A 22,825-nucleotide genomic window follows, 5' to 3' on the forward strand; every position below is an offset into this window, starting at 1 on the left:
CCTTTAAACCAAAGAACCCCAGGCCGGAAAACTTCCTGACCTGGGGTTTTGGAGCCGGAAACGGGACTCGAACCCGTAACCTACTGATTACAAATCAGTTGCGCTACCAATTGCGCCATCCCGGCAACTTTAAAGCGACCTTTTGGCGTTAGCCGTCGCTGGCTCGAAAGAATCAGAGTCAACCTGAGAATCGAACTCAGCTGTGCCGCTGACAGGCGATTGTACAGGTTGGCAAGCAGAAGTTAAAAACGACACCACAGGAAAACTGCAACCGCACTTCTTGAACACTTTTCCACACGCTAAAAGCCCCGCTCAGATAGGCAAATTCACCGCCTCAAAAACGAATTAAGATTCTCGGTCACTGACGGGGTAGTGTGACTATCGCTAAATCACTGGGGCTATGTTTCTGCAACGTCTCCGCATCGCGTCTTTGCAGCATCACTGCAATGCACCCCAGGCAGTATCGGGGAAAGGAAGTGTCGACATGTCATTCGCTGGTGACAGCAATTCCAACGCCGGAGAAAACTCCGCTGCGAAGAATGATCTCTACGACGCTGAAGCCACTGTCTCTTACGACGACACTCCGCAGACCCAGTTTCCTGCAATCGAAGGTCAGTCCACCTTCAAGCAGCGCGTGATTGATTTCGTTTCCGGCCCAACGGCAACTGTCGACCTAGTGCACTCGACTACTACCCCGCTGCCGCTGGCACCGATCGATTATTCCGACCCGAGTCAGGTCACGGCCGTACTCGATCTCGCTGCTCGCATCGGCGGGCTATTGCTGGCATGTGGCTCGGGCAACCGCGATACCGAGCTACAAATTAAGGCCGTGACCTCAGCCTATGGCCTCACCCAAATCCAAGTCGATATCACGTTGACCTCCGTGACGGTCTACCACCTCATCGGCGCGCGCCGTACCCCTATTACCGCGATGCGCGTTGTCACCGCACCAGTGCCCGACTTCGAGCGCTTGCGTCACACCGACCGTGTCATCCGCCGAATTCGCGCGGGCCACCTGAGCTTGGAGGAGGCTATTGAGGCTATCGACAAGGTCGAGCGTGAGCCCGCAAAATACCGCCTCCGCGTCATCTACACTGGCTGGGCATTGCTGGCTTCATCTGTGACAGTGCTGCTCGGCTCGAGTTTCGAGGTCGCCCTTATCGCGGCTGCGGTCACACTGGCCATCGTCATCGTGATTGGTGAACTCGCTGCCCGCGAGTTGCCCACATTCTTTCAGAATGCAGTCGGCGGTCTCATTGCCACGCTCTCCGCTGCTGTGCTCAATGCGGCGCAGGCGTATCTCCCCTTTGAGATGCAGCCATCCAGGCTGATCGCCTCGGGAATTATCGTGATGCTCGCCGGCCTAACCCTCGTGCAAGCACTGCAAGACGGCATCACCGGCGCACCTGTGACTGGCTCCGCGCGCTTCTTCGACACCATGTTGTTGACCGGCGGAATCGTCGCTGGCATCGCAATGGGCATCGAGTTTTCCGGAATGCTGGGCATTCCGCTTCCCGACGTCATCGCGGGTTCTGACCTCAACCTGGCACAGGCGACAGTGAGGGTGATAGCGGGAACTACCGCCTCAATCGCATTTGCGTTGGCCTCGAATGCTGGGTTCACCGCGTTGTCAGTGTCCGGAACGGTCGCTCTGCTGGGGTCGATGACCTACTACTACGTGTTGACTCCACTGGGAGTTCATCCGGTGACCAGCGCAGGCGCGGCAGCAACGCTGATTGGTCTCATCGGTGGCCTGCTGGCACGACGTTGGTCCATCCCGCCGCTGATTACGGCAGTGGCAGGCGTAACCCCGCTGCTTCCGGGTATGACGATCTACCGCGGTATGCACGCACTGCTGCACGACCACCCGACCAAGGGGTTTACGGCGCTAGCCTCAGCGCTAGGCATTGCGACGGCACTAGCTGCGGGTATTGTCCTCGGTGAATGGATGGCGCGCAGGCTCCGTCGCCCTCGCGCACTGCGCGAAGACAGTGGCCTGACCCGTCCAATCCGGGCCGGTATGCGTCGCATCCGTCCTGTGAATCCGCGGAACAAGCCTCGCCGTCCACGCAACTACCGCTTCAAGGGCGGTATGAACCCGCGTGTGGACTAGCCATTCCGCGGGGCAGCCACTGCTCAATCCGCGGGACAGCCGCTGCGTGGACTAGCCGTATCCATGGGAGCATTATCCACACCGCGCGACCTATCAACAACGTGGTAGAATAAGGTTTTTGAATTGTAAGTAGCGCTTAAAGCTGAAACTGCGTCATCACAATCCCATTCCTTCTTCACTGAACTCGGTTGAGCTCAGTGCCGGGAGCATGTGGCGAGATGGCTGGCAGAAGTAGGTGTATGGGGCGCAATTAAGGCCATGCTTGCCAGGAGGATTCGTGCCACCGAAGGTCACAGACACTCGCACTGCTCAGAACGAGGCTCTTCACAAGGTCGAAGAAAAGACCGCTGCTGGCGCACGGCGAATTGTTGCTACCTTCGCCGAGGATTTCTACGATGCCGTCACTCTGATGTGCATGCTCGGAGTGGAGAAGGAAGGCCTGAGCTTCAAGAAGGTTCACGAGGAATACGAGAAGGAAAACGCTCCGAAGACCGCAAAGCGCACACGCAAGTCCACTAAGAAGACTGCGAAGAAGTCGACCAAGAAGGCCGCAAAGAAGACCACTCGTAAGACGGCGAAGAAGGCTGCCAAGAAGGCCGCTAAGAAGACGACGAAGAAGGCTGCTAAGAAGACCACCAAGAAGGCAGCTAACTAACGGGGTCACGCAGCATGGGTCGGAGCGGGAAAAAAGCGGTTGCCGCAGTAGCTGTCGTTGCGGCGGTGTCCATGACGGCTACCGCATGCCAGGCAAAGCCGGCAGCGGAGATCGTCGGCAAGCAGTGGCAGATAACCGCGATTTTTGATGACCCAAACCTGCCCCACGGTGTGCCGGACGGAACTCAGGCGCCGACTATTACGTTGGGGCAGACAACATATACCTTCGCTGATTCCTGTGGCAACGGCTCTGGTTCGCTGCAGTGGAAGGGCGAGGCGGTCGAATTCGGTACCCCGGAGCAGACTCGCAGTTTGGACTGCTCAGACCAGGCGCAGACCTATTCGGAGCGTTTCCACAAGATTGTGGCGGGCGAATTCGTCTACACGCAGGACAACAATGGTCTGCGCATGCGAGAGATGAAAGACCCCAAGCCAGGCGAGGATCGCCGTGGCTGGACTGCGACAACTTCGGGTTACACCGAGGGGCGCTGACGCCACTTCTGATCGACAGGCGCATCGGTGCCGGGGTGAGAAACCCGTGCGTAAGAACCGCGGTGGTAAATGAGCGGATTGATTTCTTCACGCTTGCCGATAGCCACAATATCCGCCGTCACAATCCAGTGATCGCCGCCTTCGTAAACATCGACGACGGTGCAATCAATCCACACGGAGCAGCCGTGCAATAAAGGGTTGCCCAGCTCAGAGCGGGTCCACTTCCCCGTCTTGAACTTTTCGCCATTACTGCGGCCGAAGGCTGCCGAGATATCCTCCTGATCCTCGGCCAACACATTGACGGAGAAGCGTCCAGCGTTCCGTATATGCGGCCAAGACCGCGAGGTCTTCATGACAGTAAACAGAACCATCGGTGGAGTGAGACTCAGCGAGGAAAAAGACTGGCAGGCGAAACCGTACGCTTCGCCTTCATCCTCGGTGGCGATAATGGTCACGCCAGTGGTGAACTCACTCATCGCGCCACGGATAGACATTTCATCCAATTCGACGGGGCCGCCAAGTTCGACATGGTCGTCGCGGGTAGCTTCCGGACTATTGAGAGCCGCAGCTGATCGGTCGGTGCTCGAATTTGTTGAATCTGTCATGTAATAGACCTTAATCTGAATCCGAACACAGTAAAGACGAGGTGGGGTTTACCACCCCAAGAGCCCCCGATAGCGCCACGATGTTGTTACCCTCGTCGGCCCGCTACCCGGCTGACGGTGCCGACGGCGCTGCGGTTGTCGATCCAACGACAAACTCAGTCTCCAACAAGACGCGAGGAGCGCGACCGCTGTCCTCGCGTGCGGCCTCAAGCTCCTCGGCCAGCGCGCGGCCGACGGCAATGCCCTTCTGCCTATTCGGCTGAATTACAGTGGTCAGCTTGTGGAAGAGGGCGCGCTCGATTCCGTCAAAGCCTGTGATGGACAGGTCCTCCGGAACACGAATTCCGTTCTCCTTGGCATATTCCAAGACCGCAATTGCCTGAGTATCCGTGGTACAGACCACCGCCGTGAGATCCGGGTTGTCGGTCAGCAGCTGGCGAGCCGCATCGCGGTTATTCTCGCGGTCATTGAGGTGGCGCTCGATGATAGGCACATCCACCTGCTGAATACCAGCCTCGGCAAGCGCTTCCAGCGCACCTTCGACGCGGTTCTTCTGCACCTGGTGATGAGCTTCTGCCAGCCGCTTCTCCGTGACATATCCCGAGTTCGGGGTACGCGACAATCGCACTGACAAGATTCCCACCTTGCGATGTCCCAGTTCAGTCAGGTGTCGCACCGCGGGCTTGATGGCCTCACGGTCATCGATGCCCACAAACGGTAGAGCCACCGCATCTGCAGGCTGGTCGCACACGACCGTCGGCAAGCCACGGGCGCGCACGGCAGCGAGGAACGGGTCGTTGTCCGCGACGGAGTAGACCACGAAACCGTCGACCACCGCTTGCCGAATCAGATTGAGATCTACGTCCCCGCCCTCCTCGGAGGAAGCTGGAATGACCAACATGGAGTCGCCCATTTCGCCGAGCTCCTCTGCGAGGCCGGCGAGAAAATCCACCGACGCAGGGTCTTCAAAAGCGAACGGGAGGTGCTCGGTGAACAGCACGCCGATGGCGCCAACCCGGCGCATGCGCAGACCGCGAGCCATTGGGTCCGGCCCGGGATAGCCAAGCCGCTCCGCAGTTTCCAAGATGTGCTCCCGCAACTTCTCCGAGAGCTGGTCAGGACGGTTGTAAGCATTAGACACAGTCGTGCGCGAGACCCCAAGTTCTGCAGCGATGGAAGCCAAGGTGCCACGACGACGCCGACTTTGCACGGAATACCGACCCTTCTTGAAAAACCAACAGCGACTGCCCGCTCAGATATCTTCGTCCAGCTACCTCAGGTAGAAAACCTCGATTTTATGGAAAAGAACTACAACGAGCATCACACGCATCTAATCGCGGACAACTTTACCCAACGAATGTGCGCGACTGTCATTTCGGCCACTCCGGCAGAGGCCCGCCTTGTGACTGGGTCTCCGCAGCCCCTACTATGTTATTTGAACTAAAAGACAACTGTTTTCAATAGCGGTTAATGCTCAGGAGCTGAATAAAAGGAATAATTCAGCCCGCAACAGGATTGGATACATATATGAAGGCACGCTTTTCCACGCGCATCGCGGCGCTAGTCGCCAGCGCCGGCCTCGTCGCAGGTCTCGGCGCATGCTCCAGCAATGATGACAGCGCTACGTCCGCGGGCAAGTCCGAAGACACCATTAAGGTGGTCACCTCCACCAAGGTCTGGGCAGACGTCGCCGACGCAGTCACCGACGACGAGAAGGTCTCCATCGACCCGATTATCGCGTCCAACGACATCGACCCTCACTCCTACGAACCGGCCGCAGCCGACATGGCAAAGGTAGGGGACGCCGATATTCTCGTCGCAGGTGGCGGGCATTACGACGCATGGCTGACCTCCTCTCTGCGTGACGCAAAGGACAAGGTCATTATCTCTGCGCTGCCGCAGGAAGAAGGCCATGACCACGAACATGACCATGATCACGAGGGCCACGACCACGACCACGACCACGAAGGTCACGACCATGATCACGAGGGCCACGAGCACGACCATGAAGGCCACGAGCATGATGGCGAAGGTCACGACGACCACGAAGGCCACGAGCACCACCACCACGATGGCGAGGCCAACGAGCACGTCTGGTACAACACCGATGCGGTTGAAGAAACTGCAGAGCAGCTCGCCGAAGCTCTGACCAAGATGGGCGCCAAGGCCGACACCAAGGCTGTCGATAAGGAAATCAAGGACATCGAAGAGGCCAAGAGCAAGCTCAAGGCCGCTAAGGTTGCTCAAGTTCACCCGCTGGCCGATGACATCCTGAAGGACACGAAGGTCGAGGACATCACCCCGAAGGGCTACCGTCAGTCCACGCTGAATGAGTCCGAGCCGTCGGCAAGCGATGTCAATGAAATGCTGAAGCTGATCGAGTCCGGCGAGTTGGACTACCTCATCGACGCACCGCAGACCCACGACCAGGTCTCGCAGCGACTCGTCGAGGCTGCCAAGGCAAAGGGCGTTAAAATCGTCGATGTTTTTGAGTCGCCGAGCGCTGACCAGTCGTTCTTTGATCTCTACAAGCAAACCCTTTCCGATATGGAGTCCGCATAACTTTGCCCTCACTGACTTTTACTGACGCAGCCGTTGAGCCGCTGTGGTCCGGTCTCAATTTGAATATCGAACCTGGCGAGTTCTTGGCCATCCTGGGCCCCAACGGCGTCGGCAAATCCACGCTGCTGACCACCGCCCTTGGCATGCGCCGGCTGACTCACGGTTCAGTAAAAGTCGACGGAAACCTGGGCTACATTCCACAGCAGCGGATGTTCGAGCCCTCACTGCCCATTCGGGTTCGCGACCTCGTCGAGCTGGCAGCCGGCAAGAACCGCTCCGCCACCGACCAGATGCTGGACTTTGTCGGCGCGGGCGGTATTGCGGACCGTCGCGTCGGCACGCTCTCTGGCGGTCAGCAACAGCTTGTCCGTCAGGCGCAGGCGCTCGTTTCGGCGCCGGATTTTTTGCTTTGCGACGAGCCTCTGCTCTCCCTCGACCCTGCGGCACAACGGACCACGGTCGAGCGCCTGGACCGGCATCGCCGGGAAAATGACACGGCAGTCGTCTTCGTCACCCACGACATCAACCCCATCCTGGGCGTCTGTGACCGGGTGCTCTACCTGACGCCGCATGGACATGCGGTCGGATCGGTCGAGGAAATCATCACTTCAGAGACGCTCTCGGAGCTCTACCAAACCAAAATTGTGGTTGCCCGTGTCGAGGGAAAGTTGGTTATCGTCTAATGACCCTACTGGCTCAGTATTTCTCCGACACCGCCGCTCTACTCCAGGTCGGCTTCGTCCACAATGCCCTCATTGCAGCGGCACTGCTTGGGCTGATTTCCGGCATCATCTCGCCCCTGATTGTCATGCGGCAGATGAGCTTCACGGTCCACGGCACCAGTGAGCTGGCACTCATGGGCGCATCCGCGGCTCTATTACTGGGTGTCAGTGTCAGCAGCGGCGCCATTATCGGCTCGGTGCTCATCGCAATAGTCCTGGCGGCACTGTCGCTTCGAGGGCGCCAAGATGCGGTCGTGGGCGTGGTCTTGAGCTTCGGCATGGGCTTATCGGTGCTGTTTATCCACCTCTACCCCGGCCGGACAAGTACCGCGTTTTCACTTCTCACCGGCCAAATCATTGGTCTGACTGACACTTCTCTATGGACGATGGCCATCGTCGCGGTCATCGTCGTCGGCGGCGTTGTCTGGAAATGGCGGCCGCTTCTATTCGCCTCCGCCGACCCCATCATGGCCGCCGCCTGTGGTGTCAACGTGAAGGCGCTATCGATTTACTTCGCGATTCTCACCGGTCTCGTCGCCGCCCAGGGCGTACAGATTGTCGGCTCTCTGCTCGTCATCGCCCTCATCATCACCCCTGGTGCTGCGGCCGCATTCGTCACCGCCTCTCCTGTAAAGGCCATCATCCTGTCGACCATCTTCGCCGAGGTCGCGGCCGTCGGCGGCATTGTTCTCTCACTCGCACCGGGCATCCCGGTCAGCGTTCTAGTGACGACAATCGCGTTTGTCATCTACCTGATCTGCTACGCCATCGGAACGGTGCAATCGCGCAAGGCAACGCGTGACGACGTCCAGGCTGCCAAATGGAGCAAATAGACACATACGCTTTTCGGAGTGGCTTTTAAAACAACAAAAACATCGGGCAGCCCCTCGAGTGACGATTGCGGAGAAGGTGCGCACCTTCCCTCTCGCCACCGAGGGGCTGCCCGTATTTTTGCTGGATTCTCTAAAAGCAGACTCCAATACCCCCAGCTCTTTTTAAGACTGCGAGACTGCCGAAATGGGTTGCCCCGGCAGACAGAAAAACTAACGCTGAGGATGTCGTGGTCTGACATCTCAGTGACCCAAAGCTAGCTGTACAAGCCACCGCTAGGTCCGTGCGCTTCCCTAAACTACGGCCAATTACGCCCCTATTTCTAGGAGCATGATTTGCCCGCCCTCCCCTTCGGGAAACTACGGATAATTTTCTGTTGGAAGTGATAATAACGCTGTTATTTCTGCAGCGCACGCCGGAAATAGAATTATCTTTAAAGCGCTGAACTACTGGGGGTAGCCATAAGTACCGGCCGCAATTTAGAACCCAAAATACCCCACGTAAACGCTACTACTATAACGAATTGATAATGGCGCCTCCGGGGGTATCAAATGCGCTACTAACTACTCTTTGCCCGGCGCTGGCGGGCAAACTCACTCAGAGTCACACCGGCAGCAACGGAAGCATTGAGCGACTCCACCCAACCGGTCATCGGAATGGACATGATGGTGTCACAGGTATCGCGCACCAGGCGCGAAAGGCCCTTCCCCTCGGAGCCGACGACCACGACCACCGGGGTGGTGCCGTCGTAAGTGTCCAGAGTGTGGTCGCCACCGGCATCCAGTCCAACGACCTGATAGCCAGCCTTCTGGAACTGCTTGAGCGAGCGCACCATATTGGTCGCCCGCGCAACTGGCAGACGCGCAGCAGTACCAGCCGAAGTACGCCAGGCCACGCCCGTAATGGCGGCCGAGCGACGCTCCGGAATCACCACACCGTGACCGCCAAAGGCCGCCACCGAGCGAATGACCGCACCCAGGTTACGAGGGTCGGTGATGTTATCCAGGCAGACGATAAGACCCGGCTCCCCGGTCTTGGCCACCGAATCAATCAGATCTTCGACAGACGAGTACTTGTACGGCGGAATCTGCAGACCGATGCCCTGGTGCATGGTATTGCCAGTCATGGTGTCCAGCTCGTGGCGGGGCACCTCGCGAATTGGGATACCACGGGAGTTAGCAATACGCACTGACTCCTGCAGGCGCTCGTCATTGTCGGTGCCCAACGCCACAATCAGCGCTGCCGCTGGCACCTTCGCATGCAGGCACTCCACGACCGGGTTACGGCCAACTACCAGCTCGGAGCCATCCCCCTTGCGCTCATGACGCCCAGAGTCACGGCGGCGCTTCTCATTCGCCCGCTTATGAGCTGCGTGATAAACGCGGTCCTCTGCCTTCGGGGTCGGCCCCTTGCCACGCAAGCCGCGCTTCTGGCCACCGGAGCCGCCAACATTCTTCTTGCTTGCCTTGCGCACTGCGCCACGACGACCGTTGCCTGCCATAGCTACCTGCTTCCTGTTGTTAATAGTTTTCTTTAGCTTTAGTCAGCGACAGACCATGCCGGACCATCCGCGGTATCAGTTACCTCGATACCCGCTTCCTTCAGACGATCGCGCACAGCATCAGCCGTAGCCCAGTCCTTCTCTGCACGAGCCCGGGTGCGTTCCTCCAACTGGTGCTCAACCAGCACACCGAGCGCATGCATTGCTGCATCAGAACTGGAATCGGAGGTTGCCCACTGCTCATTCAGCGGATCGAACCCAAGGACTGCGGCCATAGCGCGGACAGCACCGGCAATCTCCTTGGCCTTGGTCTCGTCGCCGTCGGCAAGCGCCTGATTACCTCCACGAACAGCGTTGTGGATTTCCGCGAGCGCGCGTGGGACGGCGAGGTCATCGTCGAGCGCTGCTTCGAACGCCGGCGTCCACTCACCGATTTCGATATCGCCGAGCTTATCGACGGCACGGTGCATAAACGCCTCGATACGACGGTAGCCCGCTGCCGCTTCCTGCAGAGCCTCCTCGGAGTACTCCAGCACGGAGCGGTAGTGCGCACTACCGAGGTAGTAACGCAGCTCAACCGGACGAACCATGGTCAGGATATGCGGCACGGACAACACGTTGCCGAGCGACTTCGACATTTTTTCGCCGGCCATTGTGACCCAGTGGTTGTGCATCCAGTAGCGGGCAAAGCCGTCGCCGGCTGCGTGCGACTGCGCAATCTCGTTTTCATGATGTGGGAACTGCAGGTCGAGGCCGCCACAGTGGATGTCGAACTCCGAGCCCAAGTAGTAGGTGGCCATGGCGGAGCACTCCAGGTGCCAGCCCGGGCGGCCATTGCCCCACGGCGTCGGCCACGAGGGCTCGCCAGGCTTGGCAGCCTTCCACAGCGCGAAATCGTGCGCACCGCGCTTGCCCGGAGTGTTGGTCTCGCCCTGCTCCATCTCGTCGACGCGGTTGCCGGACAGGCTGCCGTAGTCGCTGCCTTCAGCCTTGGACCAGGCATCCACGTCGAAATAGACGCTGCCATCGACAGCGTAGGCGAAGCCGTTATCCATCAGACGCTGCATGTACTCCACCATCTGAGTGACATGCCCGGTAGCGCGCGGCTCAACGCTCGGCGGGAGAACACCGAGCTGGTTGTAAGCCCAGGTAAATTCACGTTCAAAGCGGGAGACCCATTCCCACCAAGGGCGGCCGTGCTCGGCGGCCTTGTTCAAGATCTTGTCATCGATATCGGTAACGTTGCGCACAAAGGCGACGTCATACCCCTTGGCGATCAGCCAACGGCGCAAGATATCAAAGGCCACGCCGGAGCGAACATGGCCAATGTGCGGCTGAGCCTGCGGGGTCGCACCGCACAGGTAAATGGAGGCATGCCCCTCGCGGAGAGGCTCAAAATCCTTCAGTTGGCGGGTTGCGGTATCGAAGATTTGAAAAGTCACAGCCCCGAGCATAGCGGGGAAATAGATACGGGTGAAAAAGAGAAAACGGCTAGCGCACACGGGCAATGTGTGTGCGCTAGCCGTTAACCGGAAAAGTGCAGAAAATCCCTACTGGAAGGAACCGGGGAAGGGAAACGACTTATGCGTCTGCGTCCAGGTCCACCGGCTTATCGTCGGCCTCGTCCTTCTTCTCACCGGCGGCACCTTCCTGTGCCAGGGCGCGGTGACGCTCGATAGTGGCATCGACGCGGGCAAAAACTTCCTCGACCTTGGCCTCATCAACGCCGTCGGCAAGCGCGAGCTCACCGACGAGAACCTGGCGAGCCTTGCTCAACATACGCTTTTCGCCGGCGGACAGACCGCGATCCTGATCACGGCGCCACAGGTCACGAACTACCTCAGCGACCTTGTTAATGTCGCCCGAACCCAGGCGCTCCTGGTTGGCCTTGTAGCGACGGGACCAGTTGCCGGCCTCTTCCACGTCGGTCTCACGCAGAACGGAGAAGACCTTCAGCAGCCCCTCTTCACCGACAACGTCGCGGACACCGACCAGCTCGGCATTCTTGGCGGGCACCTGGATATTCAGATCACTCTGCAGAATCTGCAGTACGAGGTACTGAACGGTCTCGCCGTTAAGCTCTCGTTCAATGATGTTTTCGATTTTCGCAGCTCCGTGGTGCGGATAAACTACGGTATCGCCAATGCTGAATTCCATGTAATGCACACGCCCTTTCCAACGGCCTTCCACCCTATCATGTCCCCCCATGATTTTACGGGTAGTATGAGAACATCTTAGGAAGACACTAAGGTGTTCTTTAAATACTGAAAATCCTATCGCCCATCCTCAAGCTACTGGAGGAAATCTAGTCATGGCCTTCAAGTCCGTACTTCGCCGCAGCGCCCTCATCACCGTCTCCGCAGCATCCGCAGTTGCACTTGCTGCTTGTGGCGCCGGTCAGATTTCGCAGACCGCAAATCAGCACCCGGCTGTAGACGGTGCGATGAACGGCGGCGAAGATGCTGCCGGCAAGGGTGCTGAGAACACCAACTCGGCTCTTGGCTTCGTCAACATCCGCGACGCTCACATCCTGGTCGACCCGGAGGCTGGTACCGCTGGTCTGAAGTTCTCCGCCAGCAACCAGCAGCGCGCTACCGAGTCGGTCTACAAGCTGAAGTCCGTCACCGTTGAAGGTATCGGCGAGGTTGAGCTGAAGAAGGTCGCTGAGACACCTTCCTTCGCTAAGGCTGCAAAGGGCGAGGACTCCCTGCCGCGTGAGTGCCAGATTGTTGCCGGCCCGAAGTCCGTCATCGATCCGCTGGCTAAGACCGCCAAGGACAACACCGGCTGCATCGCGTACTACACCAATGAGCTGGACCCGAGCACCCTGGTTGGCGACAAGAGCAGCGCTGCTGGCCAGAACCGCGAGGCCACCTTCGAGTTCACTGACCCGCAGGGCCAGACCAACACCTACGACCTGGACATCACCATCTCTGCTGACATTCTGGAAGCTGGCGCACCGAACCGCGGTGCTGACGGCATGATTGAATCCAAGTAAGCGCAGTACAGCGCGTTCCCTGCGCTGTTCGTGCGCAGCGCACTTTTAGGCGCTGGTACAGCGCAGTCCTGTCCCGCAAATAACGCGAGGAGCTTCATCGAGCGGGCATGGGCGATTGGTCGCTTGATACGGGCCACGGCGGTACAGTCAGTCCTTGACACATGTCATTGACTCTGCCCTGGCCCGTTCTCGCGTATCTGGGGCAATTTTTTAGCGACATTTCCCGCACATCCCGCACCAAACGTTGTCGGGTCTGTCGCCCCCTCGTTTGAAGCAAAGGTGGTTGCACCGTGGCCAGGACCAAAGACGAAGCCTACGAATGCTCAGCATGCGGCTGGCAGGTGTCGAAATGGGTCGGCCAATGTCCCAACTGCAAAGAGTGGGGCACGCTAGAGAAGGTCACTATCCGCTCCAGCGGTGGGAAGTCCGGCTCCACCCTTGAGGACAAAATCGCCGCACGGGCAGCCAAGCAACGTCGCCGTAGCGCTGCCGCAACGGAGCCCGGCACGCGGGGTGGTCGTCGTAAAGCATCTTCCACTTCCGTCGCGGCTGAAAGCCAGCGTCTAGCACAGCGCGCGCTTGACGACGAGGCGGAGGAACGTTTCCTCGCCGAGACTTCCGCAACAGATCGAATCCCCACTTCATCTTCCGAGTTGACCGCGATTACGGGGATTTCCGCCAAGGCTGCGCACGCGGTGCGCACGGGCATCGGTGAGCTGGATCGAGTGCTCGGTTCCGGTATTGTGCCGGGTTCGTTGGTGCTCTTGGCGGGCGAGCCGGGAGTTGGTAAGTCGACGCTGCTACTTGAAGTGGCCTACCGCTGCGCGGACGGCGATTTGGGGCCGACGCTTTACGTCACCGGTGAGGAATCGGTCGGCCAGGTGCGGCTGCGTGCCGAGCGCACTGGCGCACTGTCGGACTCTCTGTACCTGTCGGCGGTGTCGAATATCGAGGACGTCATCGACCTGACGCTGGAGCTCTCCCCCGGTCTGCTCATTGTGGACTCCGTGCAGACGATGCGTGCCGACGTCGAAGGTGCTCGCGGTGGCGTTGCTCAGGCCCGCGCCGTAACCTCTGCCCTGGCGGCGTTGGCAAAGGAGACCGGGACTGCGATTTTCTTAGTAGGGCACGTGACCAAGGACGGCAATGTGGCCGGCCCGCGCACGATGGAGCACCTGGTTGATGTGGTGCTCAACTTCGAAGGCGATAGACACTCGGGGCTACGCTTCTTGCGGGGTCTGAAAAACCGCTTCGGCAGCACCGATGAGGTGGGCTGCTTCGAGCAGACCGCGGGCGGTATTGCGGAAGTTGAGGATCCCTCGGGGCTGTTTTTGCATCACCGAACGCCGACCTCGGGAACTGCAATTACCGTGGCCATGGATGGCCGCAGACCGCTGCTGGCGGAGGTGCAGGGCCTGGTAATCAACACTGAGGCACATAATCCACGACGCAATGTCTCTGGTCTCGACCCGAGGCGCGTGCCGATGGTCGCGGCCGTGCTGACTGAACACGGTAACTTCAAGCAATTAGCCCGCATGGAGATGTACGTGTCCACCGTCGGCGGAATGACGCTGTCGGAGCCTGCCGCGGACCTGGCGATTGCGCTGGCACTGGCCTCATCCATGACTAAGCGGACCTTCCAGGACAAAACCATTGCACTCGGCGAACTGGGGTTGGCCGGCGAAGTGCGGCGAGTGACCGATTTGGAGTGGCGCCTTAAGGAAGCTCATCGAATGGGCTTCGACACGGCAATTGTGCCCAGAGGCGCAAAAGGCCCGGCAGGGATGCAACTGCTGGAAGCAGGCACCGTTGCCGAGGCCATTGAGCTTGGGTTAGGAGCTAAGCGCTAGCGCATGTTGAACGTGTAGGCGTCAGAGTTGTTGTCACCAATCACGCCGTAGAAGATGTACGACCCGGAGGGAACTGGGACCCGGTCTTCTTCGGAGCACTTGTTCGGCGCCGAGGTCAGACGCGACCAGGTGGCGGCATAGTTGACTTCCTCGCCCGGTGCCAATACCAGTTCACCGTGGCCTTCGGAGTCATTGCAGTCCACATCCGACCAGACTCGCTCATACGTTGCCAGGTCGTACACCTCGAAGCGCAACTGCTGCTCATCAAGGTTCACGCGGCATTCACCGCCGGTGGGATTGTGGACGGTAATCGCCAGAGTCGGCTGCTCATCGCCGTAGTTCGGCTGATCCGAGGTGGCCGTCACCTGCAGATCTGCAAGGGTACAGTCCTTTTTGCTCGCAAGCGCCGCCTGAGCGTTATCCTTCGCGGAGTCTTCGCCTTCCTTGTCGCCCTTCTTGGCGTCCTTGTCAGACTTGTCGTTCTCCGAGTCCTTGTCAGACTTAGGCGCGTAAGGTTCCTTGGGCTGTTCCGGAGGAGTCACCTCTTTCCCGTCATCCCTGGTGACATTCACCGGTTCAGAATCCTCGCTGTCCCGGTTTACCAGTGCGGAAATACCCCAGCCCAGGAGAACGAGGATGATAACGAGCAACACCGCCGCGGCGATACGCCGACGCCGGTAGATTTCTGGAGGCAGCTTATTGGTCACACATTTAGGTTAGCGGGTTCTCGCTGACTCCATGGGTAACGACGGTCTCAGCGCGTCCGTCCTCCAAGCGGTACCGCATACCGACAACGCCTACCTCGCCGGTCACCAAGCGCGACGAAATCTCCGGAGAGCGATCAATAATGTGATTAACAATCTCGCGCACGTGGCGACGCTCAAATTCGTCGATTTCAGTCTCGCCATCCTTGCGAGCCGCCAGCAGCGACGGGGTGACCTTTTCAATCAGCACACGCTGGAAACCACCCGGCAGTTCGCCACCATCCAGTGCATTCTTCGCCGCAGCCACAGCGCCGCAGGACTCGTGACCGAGAACAATCACCAGCGGAACTCCAAGACCATCAACTGCGAATTCCAGCGAAGCCAGCACCGACAGGTCAGTAATCTCACCGGCAGTACGGATTACAAATACATCGCCCAAGCCCTGATCGAAAATAATCTCCACCGGAGCGCGGGAATCCGAGCAAGCCAGCACAACGGCCTTCGGCTTCTGCCCCTGCGTCAGCTGCTTACGACGAACCAAGTCCTGGCGAGGATGCGCAGTCTTGCTCTCGCAGAAGCGGAGGTTTCCGCGCACCATCGATTGCCATACACTCTCAGGAGTCCTCTCAGAATTGCTCATAGCTATATTGTGCAACGACTCTGCTGTTTATGGGAAAGCGAGAATGTAGATTGACCTCTGCAATTAACCAATCCGACGACTTCGACGAACACGTCGATGCCGCCTTACGTGATTGGTATCGCACCAACATGCGGCCACTTCCCTGGCGCGAAGAAGGCACTTCACCATGGGCTGTGCTCGTCAGCGAAGTGATGAGTCAACAGACTCCCGTCGCCCGCGTCATCCCCTCCTGGCGCGCCTGGCTGGAAAAATGGCCCACCCCAGCCGATTTGGCAGTCGCGCCCAAGGATGAAGTCCTACGTATGTGGGGAAAACTCGGCTACCCCCGACGTGCACTCCGGCTGCGTGAATGCGCAGAAAAGATCGTCGAAAAGCACGACGGCGAAGTACCAAGCGACGTGAACACACTGTTAGCCCTTCCGGGGGTAGGAGACTACACCGCTCGGGCAGTAGCGGCGTTTGCCTTTGGCGTGCGTACGCCGGTGGTGGACATCAACGTGCGCCGCGTACTCCGGCGACACCGTCAGGGCACGTACCTACCCGGCATCGCCAAACGCGCCGACATGACGCTCGTCGAAGAGTTCCTACCACTCGACCCCACGACTGCGGCCGAGACTTCCGTCGCACTCATGGAACTCGGCGCTACCGTCTGTCGAACGACACCCGAGTGCGAGGTCTGCCCCATCGCCACCAGTTGCGCATGGATTGCCGCCGGTCGCCCCGAACCCGAAGACCACGAAATCGCCGCTGCTAAACGGCGTGTGCAGAAGTTCGAAGGCACCGACCGTCAAGTCCGGGGCTTGCTTCTCGACGTGCTCCGCGCCGCCGACTCCCCCGTCGAACAGGCCGCTCTGGATGCGGTCTGGGATGATGCGCATCAGCGTTCCCGCGCACTGTTTTCCCTGCTTGACGACGGACTTGCGGAGCAAACCTCCGATGGCCGCTTCCAGTTGCCCCGTTAAAGCCGAGGCAATGCTCCGGTAAAGACCAGATTCGAACAAGTGCGTTGCCTAGAATTAGACACATGAATGCCACGCCCCATCGACCTCAGCGCCAGCGCTGTCTCTTTGGGGCTAGTAAGCGCAGAATTGCGCTGAGCACAGTGCTTGGAGTTGCTCTTCTGGGCTCTAGCGTGGGAACGCTCGGTGGTTGCTCGGCGGTGGATGGTCTAGGAGCGACTGGCTTCGGTTCTTCGGATTCTGACTCTTCTACGGTGAAGCGATTGCCTCCGGGGCAGGTAATTACGAAGACGCCATTTCCGGTCAATACGCCCGCACGCGCACAGCGGGTCGTGTTTTCCTCCACAGGTGCACGCGACCACCGCCAGACAGCCGTGTCCGGCACGATTTTGCAGCCCTACGCCCGATGGTCAGAGAAATCCCCGCGCCCACTGGCAGTAATTGCACCTGGAACTCTCGGCATGGCTGATAACTGTGCCAGTTCGGTCGCCCTGCGTTACGAAGCGCCTCCGACGCCTCCGGCACCTCAGCTGCTGGCACAGGGATGGAATGTTGCCATTGTGGATTACCAGGGGCTCGGCACGCCTGGGGTACATCCGTATCTCAACCGTGAGATTGCCGGGAATAACACGCTCGATATGGCGCGAGCGGCTATTGAGACTTTACAACTACCTGCAGATACTCCCATTGCGCTGTTCGGCTACTCACAGGGCGGAGGCGCCACCGCTGCAGCCGCCGAGCTAGCCGATGCGTACGCCTCGGAGCTGAACATCCGCGCTGTTTACGCCGGGGCTATTCCGGCCGATCTCACCGACACTGCACTGCATATTCGCGGCTCGGCGCTGGCGGGGCTCGTCGGTTACTTCATGAACGGCTTGATTGCAGAGTACCCAGAGACAAAAGAACCGATCGAGCGCATGCTGAGCCCGCTGGGGCAGGATTTCCTGAAGCTCACGGCCGATGAATGCATTGGCGCCACTGTCGAACGTTGGCCCCGCAATGACACCAAGGCATTCACGGCCAACGACTTAGGAATAGCGGAAAATCTGCGCTCGCCGGAGCTCTCCCCCGTCGTTCGGCGCCACGTGGAAGAACAAGCTCTGGGGACAAAGACTCCCAGTATGCCCGTATTCGTTACCCATAACGCGTTGGATGATGTGTTACCCGTGACGTCGGCACGCAAACTTGTGCAGAAATGGCAAAAGGCCGGCGCCGACATCACCTACGTGGAGGTCGACACTGACCTCGGTGATGGGACGCACGGCCTTGCCTACGTGCTCACCCACGACGAGATGCTTGCGTGGGTGAATCAGAAAATGGGGTACTAGTGTGCTAGCGCACTAGCTGTACTGACGGTGAAATGCTCACCGACAGCCATCAGCCACTAACTACTTCTTCTTCCAACGACCGCGGAAGGTCAGGCCCTTGCCCAGTCGGACGGTGTAACCGCCGCGGCTGTTAATGGTCACCGGACCGATACGCTTAGAACCAGAGACTCCCGAACCCGAGTAGTTCAGCCACGTGTCCTTGTCCAGGTTCTGCTTCTTGCGAAATTGGAGCCCCATTTAGTTCTCTCCCTCGGAGTTATCGGATTCGACCTCGGCAGCGGCCTGGTCGGCAGCACCTTCGATGTCGTCGGCTTCAACACTCAGGGTGCCATCAGCGCTGCCGAGAACGTCCTTGTCTTCCTCAGACTCCCCCAGAGCACCGCCGTCGGCATCAACGTTCCCGGCCTTGCCCTTGTTGGTGAAGGTGAACTTCGCCTTGTCGACGTCCTTGGACTCGCCATCCCAGCCTTCGACATCGATGAAGACGGTCTCGCCGAGACCGACCTCACCGTAGAGAATCTTCTCGGAGAGCTGATCCTCAATCTCGCGCTGGATCGTGCGACGCAGCGGACGGGCACCGAGCACTGGATCAAAGCCACGCTTGGCCAGCAGGTTCTTGGCGCGGTCGGAAATCTCCATGGTGATGCGCTTCTCGTCGAGCTGGTCGCTGACGCGGGCCAGCATAAGGTCGACCATCTGGACAATCTCAGCCTGGCTCAGCTGCTTGAAGACCACAATCTCGTCGATACGGTTCAGGAACTCCGGACGGAAGTGCTTCTTCAGCTCGTCGTGGACCTTGTCCTTCATCCGCTCGTACTTGCCATCTTCATCGGCCTCGCCGACCCCCGAGAAGCCCATACCAACAGCCTTGGAAATGTCGCTGGTACCCAGGTTCGAGGTGAAGATCAGAACCGTGTTCTTGAAGTCCACCACTCGACCCTGCGAGTCAGTCAGACGACCGTCTTCCAGGACCTGCAGCAAGGTGTTGTAAATCTCCTTGTGGGCCTTCTCAATCTCGTCGAAAAGCACGACGGAGAACGGCTTGCGGCGCACCTTCTCGGTGAGCTGGCCGCCCTCTTCGTAGCCGACATATCCGGGAGGAGCACCGAAGAGGCGCGAAGCGGTGAAGCGGTCGTGGAACTCACCCATATCAATCTGAATGAGTGCGTCTTCCTCACCAAAGAGGAACTCGGCCAGGGCCTTCGACAGCTCGGTCTTACCAACACCAGACGGGCCGGCGAAGATAAACGAACCGGACGGACGCTTCGGGTCCTTCAGACCAGCGCGGGTACGACGAATAGCGCGGGAGACAGCACTGACGGCCTCTTCCTGACCGATAATGCGCTTGTGCAGCTCATCCTCCATGCGCAGCAGACGCGAGGACTCTTCCTCGGTGAGCTTGAACACCGGAATGCCAGTCCAGGAAGCCAGGACCTCCGCAATCTGCTCCTCACCAATCTCAGCGATGGTGTCGGACTCGCCCGCACGCCACTTCTTCTCGCGCTCGCGGCGCTCTTCGCCCAGCTTGCGCTCCTTGTCGCGCAGACCAGCTGCCTTCTCAAAGTCCTGCTCGTCGATGGCGGCTTCCTTCTGGCGGCGCACATCGGCGATCTTGGAGTCAATCTCCTGCAGGTCAGCCGGGGCAGTCATGCGCTTGATGCGCATGCGAGCACCGGCCTCATCGATCAGGTCAACGGCCTTATCCGGCAGGAAGCGGTCGTTGATGTAGCGGTCGGAGAGCGTAGCTGCGGCAACCAGAGCCTTGTCCGAGATGGATACGCGGTGGTGAGCCTCGTACTTATCGCGGACACCGCGCAGAATCTCGATAGTGAGATCCACACTCGGCTCCGGCACGTTCACCGGCTGGAAACGACGCTCAAGAGCGGCGTCCTTCTCAATGTGCTTACGGTACTCATCCAAAGTGGTAGCACCGATGGTCTGCAGCTCACCGCGAGCCAGCTTCGGCTTCAGAATCGAGGCTGCATCAATTGCGCCCTCGGCGGCACCGGCACCAACCAGCGTGTGAATCTCGTCAATAAACAGGATGATGTCACCGCGCTGGTTAATCTCCTTGAGCACCTTCTTCAGACGCTCCTCGAAGTCACCGCGGTAACGGGAACCCGCAACCAGCGAGCCCAGGTCGAGAGAGTAAAGCTGCTTATCCTTCAGCGTCTCCGGCACACGACCGTTGACAATGTCCAGTGCAAGCCCCTCCACGACGGCGGTCTTACCAACACCAGGCTCACCAATCAGCACAGGGTTGTTCTTGGTGCGACGAGAAAGAACCTGCATAATGCGCTCGATTTCTTTCTCGCGGCCAATAACCGGATCCAGCTTGCCCTCACGTGCAGCAACGGTCAGGTTACGACCGAACTGATCAAGCACCAGCGAACCCGACTGGTGGTTACCCTCCTGCACACGAGCGCCGGAAGTAGCACCGACCGGACGCTGCTCCGGAGAACCATCGGACTCATCGCCCTGGAAACCGCTGAGCAGCTGAATAACCTGCTGACGTACGCGCGGCAGGTCAGCGCCGAGCTTAACCAGGACCTGAGCAGCAACACCTTCGCCCTCACGAATCAGGCCGAGCAGCAGGTGCTCAGTACCGATGTACTTGTGACCCAGCTGCAGAGCCTCGCGCAGAGAGTACTCCAGCACCTTCTTTGCACGCGGGGTAAACGGCACGTGACCGCTCGGCGGCTGGGAGCCACGACCAATAATGTCGACTACCTCAGAGCGCACAGCATCCAGGGAAATACCCATGGACTCCAGCGCCTTGGCAGCTACACCGTCGCCTTCACTAATCAGGCCGAGCAGGATGTGCTCCGTGCCGATGTAATTGTGATTGAGCTCGCGTGCCTCATCCTGTGCCAGGACGACAACGCGACGTGCTCGGTCCGTAAACCTCTCGAACATCACTGCCCTTTCAAGTGTCTATTTTTGCCGTAATTCAATAAAGGTTGTTTCACCTAGCTTAAACGCGACGCGACACAGATTAATCCCTATAGCCGTACGCCAGTAGCGAACAGCCTGGTCGAGAGAGGTATCACTGCTCGTACGGCAGCAAAAGCTCCCGGCGGCAATGCCACCGGGAGGAAACGAATGTTGGAATGAATTACTCCTGCGCGTTAAGCCAAACGCCAGACAAGAAGGAGTATTTGCACGGGATATCAGTCAGTCTCCATAATCTCCCACTCATACGGAGTCACTTCACCGCGCACCTCGTGGTACGGAGAACTGAAGTACAGGGTGCCATTCTTATTCAGGACCACGATCCCGTGGAAGCTGTACTTCTTCCCTTCCTTCAGTCGGAATGGCGGGCGCGAGGCATCCCAATTTCCACCGCTCATTCCGGCTTCCCAACTTCCAGATGCATCCTCGAGATCAAAGGTGACCAGATTGTGGGCGTTCTTCTTGTTACCCCACTTAGCTGTGGTCTGGCAGCGGAACATGTCCTGATTTACCGACCCACCACAGACTACGGTTTCTCCGTCTGTGGAATAGCTGACATAGTCACGGTTGATCTTGGGGTAGTTCGTAGCTGCATCGGCGACGGACGGATTGACAACAGCAAGCGCAGTGGCGGCAGTGATTGCGGCGGCTACAGCGGAAATCTTCTTGGTGAACATGATCTCAGATTAAAAACTCTCGGACACAAAAGAAACGGGAGTTCTCCCCGGGGAGTTCTCCCCTAGCTAAACCATGCTGGACTGCCCAAATCTGGACAGTGGTGCCATCAAACGCACCACGATTTATCCGCTTATGTCACCGGCACAATGCAGTCAGAGAGCGATGCTGTCCAAAGCAGCACGGTCAGAGCGCATGGCAGTCTGTGACGCACCGAGAATGGATTTATATCAATGGCTTTCAAACTATTCAGCTTCCGAAAGACCTTCCGCCCCACCCGCAACTCCCGGGTTACGCTATCGCGTTCTGGCCTCGGATATTCCTATCGCATGGGGCCCGTTCGGTGGACGAAGAATGCCCGTGGCGGCCGAACCACTACTGTGAACACGCCAATTAAAGGATTGACTTATCGCAAGTACCGTCGTTAAGCGAGCAGTTTCAAGTCGTCTGCAGTGACCAATCGTGCTTCGATTGCAGCGACAACTACCAGCTGCAGACGGCTCTTTTGATTAACCCGTTGCCACTCCTTGCTTGAGACCAGCCCCTTGCTCAAAGCGGATTCAAAAAGTGCGGTGCGGTAATGCTCGACTGCCTTTGCGGTCTTGCCTCCCAGCTTTCGGCCGGCCTCGGCATCGGTGCATGAAACCATAATGGTGTCGATTCGGCCGCGCAGATAATCCTCCGCATATGCAGCGATCAGAGCACGCTGGCGCTCCGGCAGCTCCCCAACCGAGATGGTTTCAGTCCCGTCAGTTGGCAGCACGACCTTCGCATCGGCGTGCTCAATATCCTGTTTAATCTGAATTTCGTACTGGTCATCCTTGACGGAAAAGCGGATGAAATACTCCGGGTAGCTCAAATCAAAACGCTGTTGCGGAGCCAGCCGGAATGACCGCGACACCTCCGGAATGTGCACCATTGCAGTCACGTGCTCGCAGTTATTGAGCAGAAACCACATTCCGGATTCCGCATACACATACATTGCTATGCGGTGCATGTAGCGGTTATCTTCGCCCACTTTGAGGTCGGCGTCACGCCCGATGGTCAATCCCTCACTCGGATTGGCAACAATCGCATCCCCACACAAATTATCAACCACAAGTGTTGGGAGCGATGTCACGTTGACCAGGCCTTTCTCTCGCACCACCAGCCACCAACCGCGAATCAGGAACCCTACCCAACGCTCCTGGGGGAATCGCCCAACGACGGCTGAAGTGACTGGCATTCATGATAGTTATC

The 22,825-nt window shown here is 58.7% G+C and carries 22 protein-coding genes and 1 tRNA gene; 11 read left to right on the forward strand and 12 right to left on the reverse strand.

All coding sequences use genetic code 11. The features are described 5' to 3' along the window. Nucleotides 1–49: 49 nt before the first annotated feature. Nucleotides 50–125 (reverse strand) — tRNA-Thr (locus tag ADM64_RS09815). A 359-nt stretch (nucleotides 126–484) separates the two neighbouring features. Between ADM64_RS09815 and thrE the strand changes: the two genes are divergently transcribed. The 3 genes from thrE (at nucleotide 485) to ADM64_RS09830 (ending at nucleotide 3,259) form a co-directional block, all read left to right on the forward strand. Beyond that, the gene (thrE, locus tag ADM64_RS09820) at nucleotides 485–2,113 is read left to right on the forward strand and encodes a threonine/serine exporter ThrE (RefSeq protein ID WP_016421439.1); all 1,629 of its coding nucleotides are present in this window, start codon (nucleotides 485–487) and stop codon (nucleotides 2,111–2,113) included. A gap of 277 nt (nucleotides 2,114–2,390) precedes the next feature. Continuing rightward, a complete protein-coding gene (locus ADM64_RS11000) occupies nucleotides 2,391–2,768 on the forward strand; it encodes a hypothetical protein (RefSeq protein ID WP_016421440.1) in 378 nt (125 codons plus the stop codon). 14 nt (nucleotides 2,769–2,782) lie between these two features. Beyond that, nucleotides 2,783–3,259 (forward strand): META domain-containing protein, encoded by a 477-nt coding sequence (locus tag ADM64_RS09830; protein ID WP_016421441.1) that lies wholly within the window; start codon nucleotides 2,783–2,785, stop codon nucleotides 3,257–3,259. Here ADM64_RS09830 and ADM64_RS09835 read toward each other — a convergent pair. Both ADM64_RS09835 and ADM64_RS09840 read right to left on the reverse strand, forming a co-directional pair. Further along, the gene (locus ADM64_RS09835; RefSeq protein ID WP_016421442.1) at nucleotides 3,241–3,864 is read right to left on the reverse strand and encodes a flavin reductase family protein; all 624 of its coding nucleotides are present in this window, start codon (nucleotides 3,862–3,864) and stop codon (nucleotides 3,241–3,243) included. The genes ADM64_RS09830 and ADM64_RS09835 overlap by 19 nt on opposite strands. 103 nt (nucleotides 3,865–3,967) lie before the next feature. Next, a complete protein-coding gene (locus ADM64_RS09840; protein ID WP_016421443.1) occupies nucleotides 3,968–5,074 on the reverse strand; it encodes a LacI family DNA-binding transcriptional regulator in 1,107 nt (368 codons plus the stop codon). A 317-nt stretch (nucleotides 5,075–5,391) separates the two neighbouring features. Between ADM64_RS09840 and ADM64_RS09845 the strand changes: the two genes are divergently transcribed. From ADM64_RS09845 to ADM64_RS09855, 3 genes are read left to right on the forward strand one after another with little or no spacing between them, the layout of a single operon-like run. Next, entirely contained in the window at nucleotides 5,392–6,426 is a 1,035-nt protein-coding gene (locus ADM64_RS09845) for a metal ABC transporter solute-binding protein, Zn/Mn family (protein ID WP_049194040.1), read from the forward strand. Nucleotides 6,427–6,428: 2 nt separating this feature from the next. Then, nucleotides 6,429–7,109: a metal ABC transporter ATP-binding protein gene (locus ADM64_RS09850; protein WP_049194041.1), complete on the forward strand. Its 681-nt coding sequence runs from the start codon at nucleotides 6,429–6,431 to the stop codon at nucleotides 7,107–7,109. Further along, complete coding sequence (locus tag ADM64_RS09855; RefSeq protein ID WP_049194042.1) at nucleotides 7,109–7,981, forward strand: metal ABC transporter permease; 873 nt, start codon at nucleotides 7,109–7,111, stop codon at nucleotides 7,979–7,981. The genes ADM64_RS09850 and ADM64_RS09855 overlap by 1 nt, the downstream gene beginning before the upstream one ends. Nucleotides 7,982–8,538: 557 nt before the next feature. Here ADM64_RS09855 and rlmB read toward each other — a convergent pair. From rlmB to ADM64_RS09870, 3 genes are all read right to left on the reverse strand, one after another. Further along, complete coding sequence (gene rlmB / locus ADM64_RS09860; protein ID WP_049194043.1) at nucleotides 8,539–9,480, reverse strand: 23S rRNA (guanosine(2251)-2'-O)-methyltransferase RlmB; 942 nt, start codon at nucleotides 9,478–9,480, stop codon at nucleotides 8,539–8,541. Nucleotides 9,481–9,518: 38 nt separating this feature from the next. Next, entirely contained in the window at nucleotides 9,519–10,922 is a 1,404-nt protein-coding gene (gene cysS / locus ADM64_RS09865) for a cysteine--tRNA ligase (RefSeq protein ID WP_049194066.1), read from the reverse strand. A 139-nt stretch (nucleotides 10,923–11,061) separates the two neighbouring features. Beyond that, nucleotides 11,062–11,637: a CarD family transcriptional regulator gene (locus ADM64_RS09870; protein WP_005510159.1), complete on the reverse strand. Its 576-nt coding sequence runs from the start codon at nucleotides 11,635–11,637 to the stop codon at nucleotides 11,062–11,064. Nucleotides 11,638–11,791: 154 nt separating this feature from the next. Between ADM64_RS09870 and ADM64_RS09875 the strand changes: the two genes are divergently transcribed. Then, nucleotides 11,792–12,478 carry a hypothetical protein gene (locus ADM64_RS09875; protein ID WP_016421450.1) on the forward strand — a complete coding sequence of 229 codons (687 nt, stop codon included), beginning with the start codon at nucleotides 11,792–11,794 and terminating at the stop codon, nucleotides 12,476–12,478. 290 nt (nucleotides 12,479–12,768) lie between these two features. After that, entirely contained in the window at nucleotides 12,769–14,328 is a 1,560-nt protein-coding gene (gene radA, locus ADM64_RS09880) for a DNA repair protein RadA (protein WP_049194044.1), read from the forward strand. Here radA and ADM64_RS09885 read toward each other — a convergent pair. Next, the gene (locus tag ADM64_RS09885) at nucleotides 14,325–15,035 is read right to left on the reverse strand and encodes a hypothetical protein (protein ID WP_049194045.1); all 711 of its coding nucleotides are present in this window, start codon (nucleotides 15,033–15,035) and stop codon (nucleotides 14,325–14,327) included. The genes radA and ADM64_RS09885 overlap by 4 nt on opposite strands. 4 nt (nucleotides 15,036–15,039) lie before the next feature. After that, entirely contained in the window at nucleotides 15,040–15,672 is a 633-nt protein-coding gene (locus tag ADM64_RS09890; protein ID WP_042388218.1) for a carbonic anhydrase, read from the reverse strand. 29 nt (nucleotides 15,673–15,701) lie between these two features. Between ADM64_RS09890 and ADM64_RS09895 the strand changes: the two genes are divergently transcribed. After that, on the forward strand, nucleotides 15,702–16,634 hold the full coding sequence (locus ADM64_RS09895; protein ID WP_049194046.1) for an A/G-specific adenine glycosylase: 933 nt from the start codon (nucleotides 15,702–15,704) through the stop codon (nucleotides 16,632–16,634). Between the two features lie 62 nt (nucleotides 16,635–16,696). Further along, nucleotides 16,697–17,959: a lipase family protein gene (locus tag ADM64_RS09900; protein ID WP_241486361.1), complete on the forward strand. Its 1,263-nt coding sequence runs from the start codon at nucleotides 16,697–16,699 to the stop codon at nucleotides 17,957–17,959. Between the two features lie 60 nt (nucleotides 17,960–18,019). Here the strand turns inward: ADM64_RS09900 and ADM64_RS11025 are convergent, their stop codons facing one another. From ADM64_RS11025 to ADM64_RS09910, 3 genes are all read right to left on the reverse strand, one after another. Further along, a complete protein-coding gene (locus tag ADM64_RS11025) occupies nucleotides 18,020–18,196 on the reverse strand; it encodes a hypothetical protein (protein WP_162837151.1) in 177 nt (58 codons plus the stop codon). Beyond that, entirely contained in the window at nucleotides 18,197–20,875 is a 2,679-nt protein-coding gene (locus tag ADM64_RS09905) for an ATP-dependent Clp protease ATP-binding subunit (protein WP_049194048.1), read from the reverse strand. It lies immediately after the preceding gene. A gap of 254 nt (nucleotides 20,876–21,129) precedes the next feature. Next, the gene (locus tag ADM64_RS09910; RefSeq protein ID WP_038626607.1) at nucleotides 21,130–21,588 is read right to left on the reverse strand and encodes a hypothetical protein; all 459 of its coding nucleotides are present in this window, start codon (nucleotides 21,586–21,588) and stop codon (nucleotides 21,130–21,132) included. Between the two features lie 231 nt (nucleotides 21,589–21,819). On the opposite strand from ADM64_RS09910, the gene ADM64_RS10855 reads away from it, so the two are divergent. Further along, nucleotides 21,820–22,014 carry a DUF4236 domain-containing protein gene (locus ADM64_RS10855; protein ID WP_016421461.1) on the forward strand — a complete coding sequence of 65 codons (195 nt, stop codon included), beginning with the start codon at nucleotides 21,820–21,822 and terminating at the stop codon, nucleotides 22,012–22,014. Here ADM64_RS10855 and ADM64_RS09915 read toward each other — a convergent pair. Then, entirely contained in the window at nucleotides 22,011–22,811 is an 801-nt protein-coding gene (locus tag ADM64_RS09915) for a hypothetical protein (RefSeq protein WP_224433510.1), read from the reverse strand. The genes ADM64_RS10855 and ADM64_RS09915 overlap by 4 nt on opposite strands. Nucleotides 22,812–22,825 lie beyond the last annotated feature (14 nt).

This window comes from Corynebacterium sp. 401_CJEI (assembly GCF_001076435.1).
Taxonomy (GTDB): domain Bacteria; phylum Actinomycetota; class Actinomycetes; order Mycobacteriales; family Mycobacteriaceae; genus Corynebacterium; species Corynebacterium jeikeium_D.

Excerpts from the sequence above, each read along its gene's own strand:
- thrE (WP_016421439.1), top strand. The coding sequence starts at position 485 with ATGTCATTCGCTGGTGACAGCAATTCCAACGCCGGAGAAAACTCCGCT.
- ADM64_RS09830 (WP_016421441.1), top strand. The coding sequence starts at position 2,783 with ATGGGTCGGAGCGGGAAAAAAGCGGTTGCCGCAGTAGCTGTCGTTGCG.
- ADM64_RS09835 (WP_016421442.1), bottom strand. The coding sequence starts at position 3,864 with ATGACAGATTCAACAAATTCGAGCACCGACCGATCAGCTGCGGCTCTC.
- ADM64_RS09845 (WP_049194040.1), top strand. The coding sequence starts at position 5,392 with ATGAAGGCACGCTTTTCCACGCGCATCGCGGCGCTAGTCGCCAGCGCC.
- ADM64_RS09855 (WP_049194042.1), top strand. The coding sequence starts at position 7,109 with ATGACCCTACTGGCTCAGTATTTCTCCGACACCGCCGCTCTACTCCAG.
- rlmB (WP_049194043.1), bottom strand. The coding sequence starts at position 9,480 with ATGGCAGGCAACGGTCGTCGTGGCGCAGTGCGCAAGGCAAGCAAGAAG.
- ADM64_RS09870 (WP_005510159.1), bottom strand. The coding sequence starts at position 11,637 with ATGGAATTCAGCATTGGCGATACCGTAGTTTATCCGCACCACGGAGCT.
- ADM64_RS09875 (WP_016421450.1), top strand. The coding sequence starts at position 11,792 with ATGGCCTTCAAGTCCGTACTTCGCCGCAGCGCCCTCATCACCGTCTCC.
- ADM64_RS09890 (WP_042388218.1), bottom strand. The coding sequence starts at position 15,672 with ATGAGCAATTCTGAGAGGACTCCTGAGAGTGTATGGCAATCGATGGTG.
- ADM64_RS09895 (WP_049194046.1), top strand. The coding sequence starts at position 15,702 with ATGGGAAAGCGAGAATGTAGATTGACCTCTGCAATTAACCAATCCGAC.
- ADM64_RS09900 (WP_241486361.1), top strand. The coding sequence starts at position 16,697 with ATGAATGCCACGCCCCATCGACCTCAGCGCCAGCGCTGTCTCTTTGGG.
- ADM64_RS11025 (WP_162837151.1), bottom strand. The coding sequence starts at position 18,196 with ATGGGGCTCCAATTTCGCAAGAAGCAGAACCTGGACAAGGACACGTGG.
- ADM64_RS09905 (WP_049194048.1), bottom strand. The coding sequence starts at position 20,875 with ATGTTCGAGAGGTTTACGGACCGAGCACGTCGCGTTGTCGTCCTGGCA.
- ADM64_RS09910 (WP_038626607.1), bottom strand. The coding sequence starts at position 21,588 with ATGTTCACCAAGAAGATTTCCGCTGTAGCCGCCGCAATCACTGCCGCC.
- ADM64_RS10855 (WP_016421461.1), top strand. The coding sequence starts at position 21,820 with ATGGCTTTCAAACTATTCAGCTTCCGAAAGACCTTCCGCCCCACCCGC.
- ADM64_RS09915 (WP_224433510.1), bottom strand. The coding sequence starts at position 22,811 with ATGCCAGTCACTTCAGCCGTCGTTGGGCGATTCCCCCAGGAGCGTTGG.